Genomic DNA, 13,763 nt, shown 5'->3' on the forward strand with positions numbered 1-13,763 from the left:
TTCACGTTGCAGTGCGGCATTCTCCGCAGCGGGGCCGTCGGAGGTAAGAATGGCATATTCAGGGCGTTGCGCATGCGGCCAGGTCACCCTCGCGATCTCGGGCGAGCCGATCGGAACCCGCCAGTGCTGGTGCCAGCAATGTCGCCGGATCGCGGCGGGCGGGCCCACCAATAACGCGATCTTTCGATCCGAATCCGTGGCAATCGCCGGTGCACTGGGCGCGGCTTCGTGGACGGCGGCCTCGGGCAACCGGCTGGTCTTCCACTTCTGCCCGGAATGCGGAACCCAGGTCTTTGCGCAAAGTTCGGCCCGGATGCACCTGCGCACGGTGCGGCTCGGCATGCTGAACGAACCGCACGGCCTGCGCCCGGAAATGGCGATCTGGACCGAGGATGCGCCGGACTGGGCGGTGATCGATCCCGATCTGGAACAGTGGCCGCAGCAGCCTCCGGCCCCGGTGATGCCGCCTGCCCTCTAATGGCATGACGAAGGGCGGGATCGGACTGGCCGAGACCCGCTTCGCGGCGATCCGCGCCCGGCTGGAGCGTTTCTCGCCCCGGCCGGGATGGCGCGCATGGCTCTATGAATTCCTGCTGTTCGGCTTCAAGCAGGGCTGGGCCTGCCTGTTCGGCGGCCTGATGCTGGCGCTGCTGCTGGGAACGCACTTGTGGTATCCGCCGGGCGCTGGGCTGGCGCGCTATGATTTCCTGACCCTTGCGGCGCTGGCGATCCAGCTGGCGATGCTGGCCATGCGGCTGGAGACACTGGACGAGGCCAAGGTTATCCTCGCCTTCCACGTGGTGGGAACGGTGATGGAACTGTTCAAGACCGCCGCCGGATCATGGCTCTATCCCGAACCAAGCCTGCTGCGGATCGGGGCCGTGCCGCTGTTTTCCGGATTCATGTATGGCGCGGTCGGAAGCTATATCGCGCGGGTCTGGCGGATTTTCGACTTTCGCTATTCTTTCTATCCGCCGCGCTGGGCCACCGTGGTGCTGGCCATCGCGATCTACGTCAATTTCTTCGCGCATCACTGGCTGGTCGATGTGCGGTGGATGTTGTTTGCAGGGATCGCCCTGCTGTTCGCACGCACGCGGATCTGGTTCCGGGTCTGGCAGGAGGATCGCTGGATGCCGCTGATGCTCGGATGGCTGCTGGTCGCCCTGTTCATCTGGCTGGCCGAGAATGTCGGGACCTTTTCCAATGCATGGCTCTATCCCGATCAGCGGGCCGGCTGGCACCTTGTTTCACCCGGCAAGCTGGGGGCGTGGTATCTGTTGATGTACATCTCATTCGTGCTGGTCGGGCTGGTCCACGGCATCGGGCAGCGAGCTAAGGACTTGGCGGGCGAGGCCGGGCTTCCTACATCCGCGGCATGAGCCAGCGCCTGCCAGTCCTGTTCGTCGGCCACGGGTCGCCGATGACCGTGATCACCGATGGCCCCGAACGCCGCGCCCTGGCCGAATTGGGCAAGGCCCTGCCCCGCCCTCGCGCAGTCCTGTGCGTGAGCGCGCACTGGGAGACGCAGGGGCGAACCCATGTCACCGCCGCCGGGCATCCGCGCACGATCCATGATTTCTACGGCTTTCCGCAGGCGCTGTTCGACTGGCGCTATCCGGCCCAATCGCCCGAATGGATGGTCGAGCGCGTCTCTGCCCTGATCGGCGAGGACAGGGTGCTGCGTGACGATGCCTGGGGCTATGACCATGGCACGTGGGGCGTGCTCGACCTGCTGTTTCCGGGCGAATATCTGCCGACCGTGGCGATGAGCCTCGACCGCACGCTCGGCCCCGAGGCTCACCTCGCGCTGGCGGAGAAACTGGCCCCGCTGCGGGACGAAGGGGTGCTGATCGTCGCCAGCGGCAACGTGATCCACAACCTTGCCCTGTGGCGGCAGGCCAAGGGAACCCAGCCGGACTGGGCGGTGGAATTCCGCGAGCGGATCAACCGCGCGGTGACGGCCGATGATCGCGGGGCCCTCACCCGGTTTCCGGTCGACGATCAGGCGGCCGCTTATGCTATCAACAGCGCCGAGCATTACCTGCCGCTGCTCTATGCGGTGGGCGCGCGCGAGGCGGGCGACGAGGTGACCACGTTCAACGACACGCTCGACGGGGCGCTGTCGATGACTTCCTACCTGCTCGGCGATCCGGCGGCGCTGGCGGCCGTTCAGTAAAGCAGCAGGTCGCGGATGTCGTGAGCCCAGCGTTGCTCGTCGGCGCTGGCTATGGTTTCGAGATCGGCCGGCTGGGTGGCGGGATCATCGACCCATTGCCGCAGGGCCGGACCGCCGTTGATCACGTCGATCGCGAGGCGGTCGAACTCGTACTCATACGGAAAATCGCGCCACAGCGGATAGTCACCGTGGAGGCCCCGGATCGCCTTGAAAGCCAGCGCCTGAAGGCGCCACGGGCGGAACTTGTGGTGATCGTAGAACCCGCCCTCGGCATGGATCATCAGGGCGCTGCACAGGCTCTTGGCGTGCTTGTGGAAGGTCGGCTCGAACCAGCATTCGCGCAGGGCGCAGCCGGCGAGCCACTCGGGTGCGACGCGCTGCATCTCGGTCAGAACTGCCTTGGCATCGAGATCGGGCGCGCCGAACAGGACTTCGAGCGGACGGGTCGTGCCGCGCCCTTCCGACAGGGTTGCCCCTTCGAGCATGACCGTGCCGGCATAGGCGCGGGCCATGTTGAGATTGGCGGCATTGGGCGAAGGGTTGACCCAGATCCGGCTTTCCGGCCAGCCGAAGCCCGGCCCTTCGGGCTGCCAGCCGTGCATCGGGATCACCCGGTAGTCGACATCGAGATTGAAGTGGCGAACGAACCAGTGGCCCATTTCGCCCAGCGTCAGCCCGTGGCGCATCGGCATGGGCCCGGCGCCGACGAAGCTTTCATGGCCGTCAAGCAGCGAGGTGCCCTCGATCGGGCGACCGGCGGGATTGGGCCGGTCCAGCACCCACACCGCCTTGCCGCTCTTCGCCGCCTCTTCCAACAGGTAGAGCAGGGTGGTGACGAAAGTGTAGATGCGGCAGCCAAGGTCCTGCAGGTCGAACAGGAAGACATCGGCGCTGTCCATCATCGCGGGCGTCGGCCGGCGAACCTCGCCGTAGAGGCTGTAGATCGGGATGCCGTAGGCCGGGTCGAGCTCGTTGGCCGTCTCGACCATGTTGTCCTGCTTGTCACCCTTCAGTCCGTGCTGCGGGCCGAAGGCGCTGGTGACATTGACCCCCGCCGCGATCAGCGCGTCCAGCGAATGGGTCAGGTCCGCCGTCACGCTCGCCGGGTGAGCGACAAGGGCGACGCGGCGGCCCTCCAGCGGATGGCGCAGGGAAGGTTCCGCGAGGAGGCGGTCGATACCGGTCTGGAAGCTCGAGGTCATGCCCGTTCGGGTGCCGCAAGCGAGGCGGCGAAGCAAGCGGGAGAATGGAAATCGGGCTGGCCGGGGGCATGGCGCAGGGCCCAGAGCGACTTGACCGGCGAGGCCTCTTCCCCCGCCTGCGCATCCTCGTCCTCGCCCAGTTCCTCGATCACCGCCGAAATGCCGAGCTTCCAAGGCAATGGTGGCAGGGCCGCGACCGGGATCGCGGCGTCGAAGATCGCCATGTTGCCGCCGAGGCGCATCGTGCAATCGGGATCGCGCGGCATGTCCCGGTTCTCCATGCCGGCGCGATAGGTGGCGAAATCGTAAGCCGCCCAGCGTTCGGACGGGGAGAGGTTGAGCTCGACGTAGCCATCCTCGTCCGGGGTCTTGATGAACAGCTCGAAGCAAGTCTGCTGCCACAGTCCGTCCGTCCGCCCCTTGCCCGCGAAGGGCGGGACGAGCAGGCGCGCCGAACCCTCGATCCGCCAGCGCACCCGGAGCCAATGGGCGTCAAGGCCGATGACGGCCGCCTCGATTCCCGTCACCGCCAGCGGCGGGCTGTCGGGGTGAGGCATGAGGCGCAGCGTTCCCAAGTGCAATTCTCCGTGCTAGGCGGCGCCCCTCATTCAAGAAGGCCGTCATGACTTACAATTCCTCCCTCCTCCGCCTGCTCGACGAGCGCGGCTACATTCACCAGCTGACCGACCCGGAAGGGCTCGACGAGCTGGCGGGCAAGGGGATCGTGCCGGCCTATATCGGCTTCGACGCAACGGCGCCATCGCTCCACGTCGGTAGCCTGGTGCAGATCATGATGCTGCGCCGCCTGCAACAGGCCGGGCACAAGCCGGTCGTGCTGATGGGCGGCGGAACCACCCGGATCGGTGATCCGACCGGGCGCGATGAGAGCCGCAAGATGCTCTCGGACGAGACGATCGAGGCCAATATCGCCTCGATCCGCACGATCTTCTCGCGCCTGCTCAAGTTCGGTGACGGGCCGACCGACGCGGTCATGGTCAACAACCACGATTGGCTGGGCCAGCTCGGCTACATCCAACTGCTGCAGGAAGTGGGCACCCACTTCACGGTCAACCGGATGCTCAGCTTCGATTCGGTCAAGCTGCGGCTGGAGCGCGAGCAGCCGATGACCTTCCTCGAATTCAACTACATGATCCTGCAGGGCTACGACTTCCGCCACCTGTGCAAGACCTCCGCCGTGCGGCTGCAGATGGGTGGGTCTGACCAGTGGGGCAATATCATCAACGGGGTCGAGCTGACCCGGCGGATGGACGGGATCGAGGTGTTCGGCCTCACTACCCCGCTGCTGACCACGGCTGACGGCAAGAAGATGGGCAAGACCGCCGCCGGCGCGGTCTGGTTGAACGACGATGCCCTGCCCGCCTACGATTTCTGGCAGTTCTGGCGCAACAGCGACGACCGCGACGTCGGCCGCTTCCTGCGCCTGTTCACTGACCTGCCGCTCGACGAGATCGCCCGGCTCGAAGCGCTCGAAGGCAATGAGATCAATGCCGCCAAGGTGGTCCTGGCGAACGAGGTGACGAAGCTGTGCCGGGGCGAGGAAGCAGCACGCACCGCCGAGTCGACCGCCCAGGCCACCTTTGCCGGCGGCGGTCTCGGCCAGGACCTGCCGGTATTCGACCTGCCGGCCGAGGGGCTGGGCATCATCGATGCGCTGGTCGGTATCGGATTTGCGGCAAGCCGCGGCGAAGCCAAGCGGCTGGTTTCCGGCGGCGGCGCGCGAGTCGGCGGAGTCGCGATCAGCGAAGATGGTTACCATATTCCTGGCGGGGCCGAGCTGCGCATCTCCTCGGGTAAGAAAAAGCACGGAATCCTGCGCCCTGCGGCCTGATCGGCGAGCCCGCTAAGGGTTTGCCACAGGGTTTACCAAATGTTCGGCTTTCTCCGGCAATTTGTTGCCGGTCGCAGAGAAAGGAGCCGAGCCGCAAAATGGGTGCAGGAGCACAGCTGTCCGTCACCGACATGCGTCGGTCGACCCGCCATCCGGTCGATTGCCGGGTGATCGGTGAACATCGCCAGCGCGGCGACGTCCACCTGCATATCGTCAACCTTTCGGCCCATGGCTTCATGGCCCAGGGCGAGCTTGAGCTTGGCCGCGGCGAGCGCGTGGTGATCCGCCTGCCGCAGGTCGGCCGGATCGAAGCCCACCTGATCTGGACGAACGGAGACCGTGCCGGCTTCCAGTTCGAACGGATCGTGCGCGCCAACGAGTTCATGGCCCTGATCGACCATCTCCAACCCAATCCGCGTCTGCGCGCCCGGCGCTGACCGGCGCCGCCGGCCGGGTCCGCCCGCCTGCCGAGGGTGTGAAATCTCGGGCCGGCAAGGCCCGCTTTGGCGGTGCAAACCTTTGCCCCGCTTGGCAATCGGGCGACAGGCTGGCATGGCCCGCGGGTGTCCAGCGAAGTCTCCTCCCCCGCGCCGTCTTCTCCCTTTGGAATTCCCGATTTTCGCCGCTTCTGGCTGACGCGGGTCTGTTCGGTCTTCGCCACCGCGGCGATCGCCGTGGTGCTCGGCTGGCAGGTCTATGACGTTGCCCGCGCCCAGTACGGGATGACTCCGGGGCAGGCTGCATTCCAGCTCGGCGTGGTTGGATTGGTGCAATTCGTGCCGATGTTGCTCCTCGCGCCGATCGCCGGCGTGATCGCCGACCGGTACGACCGGCGCAAGGTCGGTGCCTTCTCGCTCGGCATCGATCTCGTCATGGCCCTTTCGCTGGGCCTGAGCACGGCGCTGGGGGCGGCCAGCCTGCCGCTGCTGCTGGGCCTCGCCTCGCTTCACGGGGTAGCGCGCGCCTTTTACGGACCGGCGGTCAGCTCGATCGCGCCCAACCTGCTCCCGCCCGCGCTGATCCCGCGCGGCGTGGGCGCCAGCTCCATGGCCATGCAAATCGGCACGATCGGCGGCCCGGCAATGGGCGGCCTGCTTTACGCCCTCTCGCCCGCCCTGCCCTACTGGATCGCCTCTGCCTTGCTGGCGACCGGCCTGGTGATGGTGCTGACGATTCGCCCCCTGCCCGCACCCGCGAACAACCGCGAGGTTCACCCGGTGCGCCAGATCATCGACGGGTTCCGCTTCGTCTCGCGCTCGCCGATGCTGCTCGGTTGCATCACGCTCGACCTGTTCGCCGTGCTGCTGGCGGGCGCCACGGCGCTGCTCCCGGTCTATGCCCGCGACATCCTGACCTGGCATGGCCAGGCCGTCGGGCCGATGGGGCTGGGCCAGATGCGCGCCGCCCCGGCGGTTGGCGCGGCGGTCGTGGCCGTGGTTCTCTCGGTCCGCCCGGTCGCGCGGAACGTGGGGGTCAAGATGCTGTGGGCCGTGGTCGTTTTCGGCGTGGCGACCGCCATCTTCGGCATTTCCCGCAATTACCTGCTCAGCCTCGCCATGCTGGCCGTGCTGGGCGCGGCCGACATGGTCTCGGTGTTCATCCGCAGTTCGCTGATCCAGCTTTCCACCCCGAACGACATGCGCGGGCGTGTCGCCTCGCTCTCGGGCATCGCCATCTCGGCTTCCAACGAACTGGGCGAAATGCAGTCCGGCATTGCCGCTGCGCTGCTCGGTGCCACGGGGGCGGTTGTCTTCGGGGGGGTAGGTGCGATAGTCGTCACCGCACTCTGGTCGGTCCTGTTCCCGGTCCTTCGCCAGTCCCGAACCTTTGCTTCAGCCTATAGTCCACAGGCTGCCAATCCCACCAAGGAGCAAGCGACATGAAAGCGGATTCGATTCTCGCCACTATCGGCAACACCCCGCATGTTCGCCTGTCCCGCCTGTTTCCCGACCACGAGGTATGGGTGAAGTGCGAGCGCGCCAATCCGGGCGGCTCGATCAAGGACAGGATCGCCCTCGCCATGATCGAGGCGGCCGAGGCTGACGGCAGCCTCAAGCCCGGCGGCACCATCGTCGAGCCGACCAGCGGCAACACCGGCATCGGCCTTGCCATGGTCGCCGCGGTCAAGGGCTACAGGCTGATCCTCGTCATGCCCGAATCGATGTCGATCGAGCGTCGCCGCCTGATGCTGGCCTATGGCGCCACCTTCGACCTCACCCCGCGCGAAAAGGGGATGAAGGGCGCGATCGAGCGGGCGAAGGAGCTTCTCATCGAGATTCCCGGCTCGTGGATGCCCCAGCAGTTCGAAAACCCGGCCAACATCGACGTTCACGTCAAGACGACGGCCAAGGAAGTGCTGACCGACTTTGCGGACAGCCCGGTCGACGTTCTGATCACCGGCGTTGGCACCGGCGGCCACCTCACCGGCTGCGCCGAGACGCTCAAGGCCGTGTGGCCCAAGCTCAAGGCCTATGCGGTCGAGCCGACGCTCTCGCCGGTCATCTCGGGCGGCCAGCCCGGACCGCACCCGATCCAGGGCATCGGCGCCGGCTTCATCCCCGGCAACCTGCACACCCAGTCGATCGACGGGGCGATCCAGGTCGATCCGGCCGAGGCCAAGGAATGGGCCCGCCGCGCCGCGCGCGAGGAAGGGATGCTGATCGGGATCAGCTCGGGCGCGACGCTTGCCGCCATCGCCCAGAAGCTGCCGGAAATCGCGGCGGGGAGCCGCGTGCTCGGCTTCAACTACGACACCGGCGAGCGTTACCTTTCGGTGCCGGAATTCCTGCCGGAATGAGCGGGCTTGAGGAACACCGCTACGACGATCGCGGGACCGCGCTGACCGGGTGGCTTGCTCGCCCGGCCGGCGTCCCGCGCGGGGCCGTGCTGGTGTTTCCGACCATCGCCAACCTCAGCCCTGCGGTCGAGGCCAAGGCCCTGCGGCTGGCGCAGACCGGCTTCGTCGTGCTCGTCGCCGATTTCTACGGCAAGACCGCCAGCTCGCCTGAGGAATGGCGGCTGTTTGCCGGGGAATTGCGGGCCGACGTCGATCATTATCGCGCCCGCCTCGCCGCCGCCCTGACCGCGCTGCTGGCCCTGCCAGAGGCGAGGGGCCTGCGAGCATCGGCCATCGGCTTCTGCATGGGCGGGCAGGCCGCGCTCGAACTGGCCCGGTCCGGCACCGACCTTGCACTGGTGGCCAGTTTCCACGGCCTGCTCGAAACCGGGCGCAGGGCCAGCGCCGACACGCCGGTCAAGGCGCGGATCCTCGTCTGCCATGGCGACCGCGATCCGATGGTCCCGCGCGAGCAGGTGCTCGCCTTTTGGGAGGAAATGGATGGCGCCGGGGCCAACTGGCATTTCCATGCCTATGCCGGGGTGAAGCACGGCTTTACCGATCCCGGCAGCGATGCGCGCGGCATTGCCGCCCTCGGCTACGACGCCAGCGCCGACCGGCAGTCCTGGGCTTCGCTGGGCGGCCTGCTGGACGAAATCTACGGCTGATCCTGCGGGTGGGGGCTCAGCCCTCCACCCGCTCCAGTTCGTCCCCGTTGAGCAGGCGGTAGAAACAGGAGCGCGCGCCGGTGTGGCAGGTTGGCCCAGCGGGGCGCGCCTTCAGCACCAGCGCGTCCTGGTCGCAATCGACCAGAATCTCGGTCACCTCGAGCACGTGGCCCGAGCTTTCGCCCTTCATCCACAGCTTTCCGCGCGAACGGGAATGGAAGTGAGCCTTGCCCGTGCGCCGCGTGGCGTCGAGCGCGGCCTGGTCCATGAAGGCCACCATCAGCACCTCGCCGGATTCGCTGTCGGTGACGACCGCGCTGAGCAGGCCCTTGTCGTCGAATTTCGGCATGAATCTGCGGCCTTGTTCGCGCTCGGCGCTGGCGCTGTCGGCCATGGTAAGTCCTTTCGGCATTTCAAAGGTTAACGTGTTGCACGATAACCACAGACCCGACCCAAAATCCAACAATGCCGCGCATGGCACTTTTCTTTCCTGTCGATTCGATGAACAAGGGCCGTGCGGTTCGACAGGGAACCGCCCGCCGATCCGGCGGAACCAGGCAAAAGTGCCATGGTTCAGGGGTAAATAGGCCGGGACCCGCGAAATGCAGGGCCGCCTGAATTGAGGGATTGGGTGAAGCGATCGTGGGGGCGATCGCCGAACCGCGGAAGCGGCACCCGGACGGTTTCGTCACGAGGACGCCCGGAGCTTCGGTTCCGGGCGTTTTCGTTTGTCGGCTTGCGGAACCTGGGATCGCTAACTCACCCCGGGAGCGATTCGTTCAGCACGCGCGCGAAACAGGCTATCACCACCTTGTCCGCCCCGGCCCGTTTCAGCGCACGCACACAGGCTTCGCTGGTCGCGCCACTAGTCAGGACGTCGTCGACAAGCACGATCTTCGCGCCTTTCAGCCGCTCCGCGTGCCTCGCATTGATCGCAATCGCACCTTTCAGCGCCTGCTCGCGCTGCCGGGCGCCGAGCCCGCCAAGGCTGGGCGTCTGCTTCACCCGCAGCAGACCATCGACCAGCATCGACATGCCAAGGTCCCGCGCGATCTCGCCGGCCAGCAGGGCCGACTGGTTGTAGCCACGACTCCACAACCGCCAGCGGTGCAAGGGCACCGGCACGGCCAGCCAGTCCGCCCCCACCGGCGGCAGGCGCGCCTCGATCAGCCGCGCCAGCCACGGTGCCAGCGCGATGTTGCCGCCGCGCTTGAAAGCGAGAACGAGGCGGCGGGAAGGCTCGTTGTAAAGGGTCGCGGCGGCGATCCCATCATGCCGTGGCGGCTCGGCCAGGCAGACGGCGCACAGCGAATTGTCGTCAACAGGATCGGTAAACGGGCGCTGGCACGCGGCGCAGCAGGGATGGCCCGGAATGGACAGTTCGGACCAGCATGCCGCGCAGATCCCTTCCTGCACGGCGATGGCCTCGCTGCACAGCGGGCAACGCGGCGGGAATACAAGGTCGATCAGCGGCGCGATGGCCGGGTGAATGCGCATGGCGCCATGCTTGCAATGCCCGGGCGAGCGGGGCAAGCCGCCGCCATGGACCAGCCCACAACTCCCGAGATCTTCGCCCCACATCGCCGCGCCGCGCAGGCCGCCCGGATGGCCGCGCGGCAAGGCCGGGCCGATGCCGCGCGCTTCCTTCTCGAAGACGTGGCCGAGGATGTGGCCGAGCGGCTTGGCTTCCTGCGCCATGAGCCGGGCCGGGTACTGGTACTCGGCGATCCGGCCGGGGTGATCGCCGCAGCGCTGGGCCTAGCGGCGGAGGCAGGCACTTTCGCGCTGGAGCAACCGTGGCCCACTGGCGGCTACGACACGATCGTCTCAGTCTTTGCCCACGATACGGCGAACGACCTGCCCGGCGCCCTGATCCATGCCCGCCGCGCCCTTACGCCGGGCGGGCTGGCGCTCGTGACCATGTTGGGCGCAGGCAGCCTGCCGAGCCTGCGGGCGGTGATGCTCGCCGCCGACGGTGAGCGCCCCTCGCCGCGCATCCACCCGCAGGTCGACGTCCGCGCTGGGGCCCAATTGCTCCAGCGCGCGGGCTTTGCCGATCCGGTGGCCGACAGCCGTTCGCTCGCGGTGCGCTACGGCACGCTCAACCGGCTGGTCGAGGACCTGCGCGATCAGGGCCTGTCGGGCGTGCTGACCCAGTCCGGCCCTCCCCTCGGCAAGGCCGCGCGCGCGCGCGCCGAGGCCGCCTTTGCCGCCGAGGCGGATCAGGACGGGCGCGTTACCGAACGGTTTGAATTGCTGACCCTGTCGGGCTGGGCCTTGAGGAAATAGGAGCAGGGGCCGCAAGCCCCCGCCCCAAATCCATTATCAGCCCAGCGCCGCCTGAGCCGCCGCCAGCCGCGCGATCGGCACGCGGAACGGCGAGGCCGAGACGTAGTCCAGCCCGGTCTTCTCGCAGAAGGCAATCGAGGCCGGATCGCCGCCATGTTCGCCGCAGATGCCGAGCTTGATGTCCTCGCGGGTCGCCCGGCCGCGCTGGGCGGCAAGGCGGACGAGCTGGCCGACACCATCGACATCGAGGCTGACGAACGGATCGCGCTGGAAGATCCCCTGGTCGACATAGGCGCCGAGGAACTTGGCGCTGTCGTCGCGGCTGAGGCCGAGCGTGGTTTGGGTCAGGTCGTTGGTGCCGAAGGAGAAGAACTCGCCCACCTCGGCGATCTCGCCCGCCATCAGCGCCGCGCGCGGCAGTTCGATCATCGTGCCGACCATGTAGCCGAGCGTGCGGCCCTGCTCGGCGAACACGGCCTGCGCCGTGCGGTCGACCAGCGCCTTGAGGATTTCCAGCTCGCGCCTCGTGGCAACGAGCGGGATCATCACTTCCGGCACGACCGCCTCGCCCGAGGCCGCGGCGACCTCGCAGGCCGCCTCGAAAATGGCGCGGGCCTGCATTTCGTAGATTTCGGGGAAGGTGATGCCGAGGCGGCAACCGCGATGGCCGAGCATCGGGTTGAACTCGTGCAGCTCGTCCGCCCGGCGCTTAAGCGTCTCGACCCCGATCGAAATCGCGTCCGACAATTCGGCGAACTCGGCCTCGGTGTGGGGCAGGAACTCGTGCAGCGGCGGATCAAGCAGGCGGATCGTGACCGGCAGGCCGGCCATGATCTCGAAGATCGCCTTGAAGTCAGCCCGTTGTTCGGGGAGCAGCTTGGCCAAGGCGGCGCGGCGGCCGGCTTCGTCTTCGGCCAGGATCATCTGGCGCACGGCCGAAATGCGGCTGGCATCGAAGAACATATGCTCGGTGCGGCACAGGCCGATGCCCTCAGCGCCGAACTGGCGGGCCATGCGGCAATCGGCCGGAGTTTCGGCGTTGGTGCGCACCTTCATCCGGCGGTGCTTGTCGGCCCAGAGCATCAGCGTGCCGAAATCGCCGACCAGCTCGGGCTCGATCGTCGGCACGAGACCGGCCATGATGTCGCCGGTCGCGCCGTCGAGCGTGATCACGTCGCCTTCCTTGAGGCTGCGCCCGCCGATCTTGAGCGTGCGCGCGCCCATGTCGATCGAGAGCTGCGAGGCGCCCGAAACGCAGGGGCGGCCCATGCCGCGGGCGACCACAGCGGCGTGGCTGGTCATGCCGCCGCGCGCGGTGAGGATACCCTTGGCCGCGTGCATGCCGTGGATGTCTTCCGGGCTGGTCTCGACACGGACGAGGATCACCGCCTCGCCGCGCCCGGCAAGCCGCTCGGCCGTATCGGCATCAAGCACGATCGCGCCCGAAGCGGCGCCGGGCGAGGCCGGCAGGCCCTTACCCAGCACGTCGCGCGGAGCCTTGGGATCAAGCGTGGGGTGGAGCAACTGGTCGAGCGCCATCGGGTCGACCCGCTTCACCGCCGTCGCCTCGTCGATCAGGCCTTCCTCGACCATCTCGACTGCCATGCGCAGCGCGGCCTTGGCCGTGCGCTTGCCCGAGCGGGTCTGGAGCATGAACAGCTTGCTGCGCTCGACCGTGAACTCGATGTCCTGCATGTCCTTGTAGTGCTTCTCGAGCAACTCGAACACGTCGGCGAGTTCACCGTAGGCCTGCGGCATGGCCTCTTCCATCGACAGCGGCTTGGCCCCGGCCCGCTCGCGCGCGGCCTTGGTCAGGTACTGCGGCGTGCGAATGCCGGCGACGACGTCCTCGCCCTGGGCATTGACCAGCCATTCGCCATAATAGGCGCGCTCGCCGGTCGCCGGGTCGCGGGTGAAGGCAACGCCGGTGGCCGAGGTATTGCCCATGTTACCGAAGACCATGGCCTGGACGTTGACCGCGGTGCCCCAGTCGCCCGAAATGTCATTCAGGCGGCGATAGACCTTGGCGCGGTCCGAATCCCACGAATCGAACACGGCGGCGATCGCGCCCCACAGCTGTTCGTTCACATCCTGCGGGAAAGGCCTGTCCAGTTCGCGCGCGACGATCTGCTTGTATTCCCCGACGAGGGCCTGCCAGTGCTCCGCCTCCATATCGACATCGGCGTAGAAGCCATTGTCTTCCTTGGCGATTTCCAGGGCATCTTCGAACAGGTGATGGTCAACCCCCAGCACCACGTCGGAATACATCTGGATGAAACGGCGGTAAGAGTCCCAGGCAAAGCGCTTGTCGCCGGAGATCGCGGCGAGGCCTTCAACGGTCTCGTCGTTGAGGCCGAGGTTGAGCACGGTGTCCATCATCCCCGGCATCGAGACGCGCGCGCCCGAGCGGACCGACACCAGCAGCGGATCGGCGGGATTGCCGAAGCTCTTGCCCACGGCCTGCTCGATATGGCCAAGCGCAGCCTTCACTCCGGCGCGCAGCTCATCTGAAAAGTCAGCCCCTTCCGCGAGATAGCGGATGCATTCCTCGGTGGTGATGGTGAAGCCCGGCGGCACCGGCAGGCCAATCCCGGCCATCTCGGCCAGGTTCGCGCCCTTGCCGCCGACAATGGTCTTGTCGCGGCTGCGCGGATCCTCGTGACGAACGCCGCCGCCGAAGGTGAATACGTATGCACTCATGACCTGCTCACTCCACCCTGCATGGGTCAACGCCAAGCCTTGG

General features: G+C 67.2%; 14 protein-coding genes. 9 read left to right on the plus strand and 5 right to left on the minus strand.

The window, feature by feature from the left end; translation table 11 throughout:
- The first annotated feature begins 49 nt into the window (after window positions 1–49).
- Genes H7F51_RS04210 through ygiD form a run of 3 tightly spaced genes read left to right on the plus strand, consistent with a single transcriptional unit; the run spans window position 50 to window position 2,176 of the window.
- Window positions 50–478: a GFA family protein gene (locus tag H7F51_RS04210; RefSeq protein WP_185662992.1), complete on the plus strand. Its 429-nt coding sequence runs from the start codon at window positions 50–52 to the stop codon at window positions 476–478.
- A 4-nt stretch (window positions 479–482) separates the two neighbouring features.
- On the plus strand, window positions 483–1,379 hold the full coding sequence (locus tag H7F51_RS04215; protein ID WP_185662993.1) for a DUF817 domain-containing protein: 897 nt from the start codon (window positions 483–485) through the stop codon (window positions 1,377–1,379).
- Window positions 1,376–2,176, plus strand: a complete 801-nt coding sequence (gene ygiD / locus H7F51_RS04220; RefSeq protein WP_185662994.1) for a 4,5-DOPA-extradiol-dioxygenase — start codon at window positions 1,376–1,378, stop codon at window positions 2,174–2,176. Before H7F51_RS04215 ends, ygiD begins: the two co-directional genes overlap by 4 nt.
- On the opposite strand, the gene H7F51_RS04225 is transcribed toward ygiD, so the two are convergent.
- Both H7F51_RS04225 and H7F51_RS04230 read right to left on the minus strand, forming a co-directional pair.
- Window positions 2,170–3,378, minus strand: a complete 1,209-nt coding sequence (locus H7F51_RS04225; protein ID WP_185662995.1) for an exo-beta-N-acetylmuramidase NamZ family protein — start codon at window positions 3,376–3,378, stop codon at window positions 2,170–2,172. The genes ygiD and H7F51_RS04225 overlap by 7 nt on opposite strands.
- Entirely contained in the window at window positions 3,375–3,935 is a 561-nt protein-coding gene (locus H7F51_RS04230; RefSeq protein WP_185662996.1) for a DOMON-like domain-containing protein, read from the minus strand. The genes H7F51_RS04225 and H7F51_RS04230 overlap by 4 nt, the downstream gene beginning before the upstream one ends.
- A 65-nt stretch (window positions 3,936–4,000) precedes the next feature.
- On the opposite strand from H7F51_RS04230, the gene tyrS reads away from it, so the two are divergent.
- The 5 genes from tyrS (at window position 4,001) to H7F51_RS04255 (ending at window position 8,731) form a co-directional block, all read left to right on the plus strand.
- Window positions 4,001–5,227: a tyrosine--tRNA ligase gene (tyrS, locus tag H7F51_RS04235; RefSeq protein ID WP_185662997.1), complete on the plus strand. Its 1,227-nt coding sequence runs from the start codon at window positions 4,001–4,003 to the stop codon at window positions 5,225–5,227.
- A 98-nt stretch (window positions 5,228–5,325) separates the two neighbouring features.
- On the plus strand, window positions 5,326–5,664 hold the full coding sequence (locus H7F51_RS04240; RefSeq protein ID WP_185662998.1) for a PilZ domain-containing protein: 339 nt from the start codon (window positions 5,326–5,328) through the stop codon (window positions 5,662–5,664).
- Between the two features lie 126 nt (window positions 5,665–5,790).
- Window positions 5,791–7,110 carry an MFS transporter gene (locus tag H7F51_RS04245; protein WP_185662999.1) on the plus strand — a complete coding sequence of 440 codons (1,320 nt, stop codon included), beginning with the start codon at window positions 5,791–5,793 and terminating at the stop codon, window positions 7,108–7,110.
- Window positions 7,107–8,024 (plus strand): cysteine synthase A, encoded by a 918-nt coding sequence (cysK, locus tag H7F51_RS04250; RefSeq protein ID WP_185663000.1) that lies wholly within the window; start codon window positions 7,107–7,109, stop codon window positions 8,022–8,024. The genes H7F51_RS04245 and cysK overlap by 4 nt, the downstream gene beginning before the upstream one ends.
- Complete coding sequence (locus H7F51_RS04255; protein ID WP_185663001.1) at window positions 8,021–8,731, plus strand: dienelactone hydrolase family protein; 711 nt, start codon at window positions 8,021–8,023, stop codon at window positions 8,729–8,731. Before cysK ends, H7F51_RS04255 begins: the two co-directional genes overlap by 4 nt.
- Before the next feature lie 16 nt (window positions 8,732–8,747).
- Here the strand turns inward: H7F51_RS04255 and hisI are convergent, their stop codons facing one another.
- Window positions 8,748–9,125 (minus strand): phosphoribosyl-AMP cyclohydrolase, encoded by a 378-nt coding sequence (gene hisI / locus H7F51_RS04260; protein ID WP_185663002.1) that lies wholly within the window; start codon window positions 9,123–9,125, stop codon window positions 8,748–8,750.
- Window positions 9,126–9,490: 365 nt separating this feature from the next.
- Window positions 9,491–10,228, minus strand: a complete 738-nt coding sequence (locus H7F51_RS04265; protein WP_185663003.1) for a ComF family protein — start codon at window positions 10,226–10,228, stop codon at window positions 9,491–9,493.
- 45 nt (window positions 10,229–10,273) lie between these two features.
- Between H7F51_RS04265 and H7F51_RS04270 the strand changes: the two genes are divergently transcribed.
- Window positions 10,274–11,020 (plus strand): class I SAM-dependent methyltransferase, encoded by a 747-nt coding sequence (locus tag H7F51_RS04270; RefSeq protein WP_185663004.1) that lies wholly within the window; start codon window positions 10,274–10,276, stop codon window positions 11,018–11,020.
- Window positions 11,021–11,056: 36 nt separating this feature from the next.
- Here the strand turns inward: H7F51_RS04270 and ppdK are convergent, their stop codons facing one another.
- A complete protein-coding gene (ppdK, locus tag H7F51_RS04275) occupies window positions 11,057–13,720 on the minus strand; it encodes a pyruvate, phosphate dikinase (RefSeq protein WP_185663005.1) in 2,664 nt (887 codons plus the stop codon).
- Window positions 13,721–13,763 lie beyond the last annotated feature (43 nt).

The sequence above is a fragment of the Novosphingobium flavum genome (assembly GCF_014230315.1).
GTDB lineage: Bacteria > Pseudomonadota > Alphaproteobacteria > Sphingomonadales > Sphingomonadaceae > Novosphingobium > Novosphingobium flavum.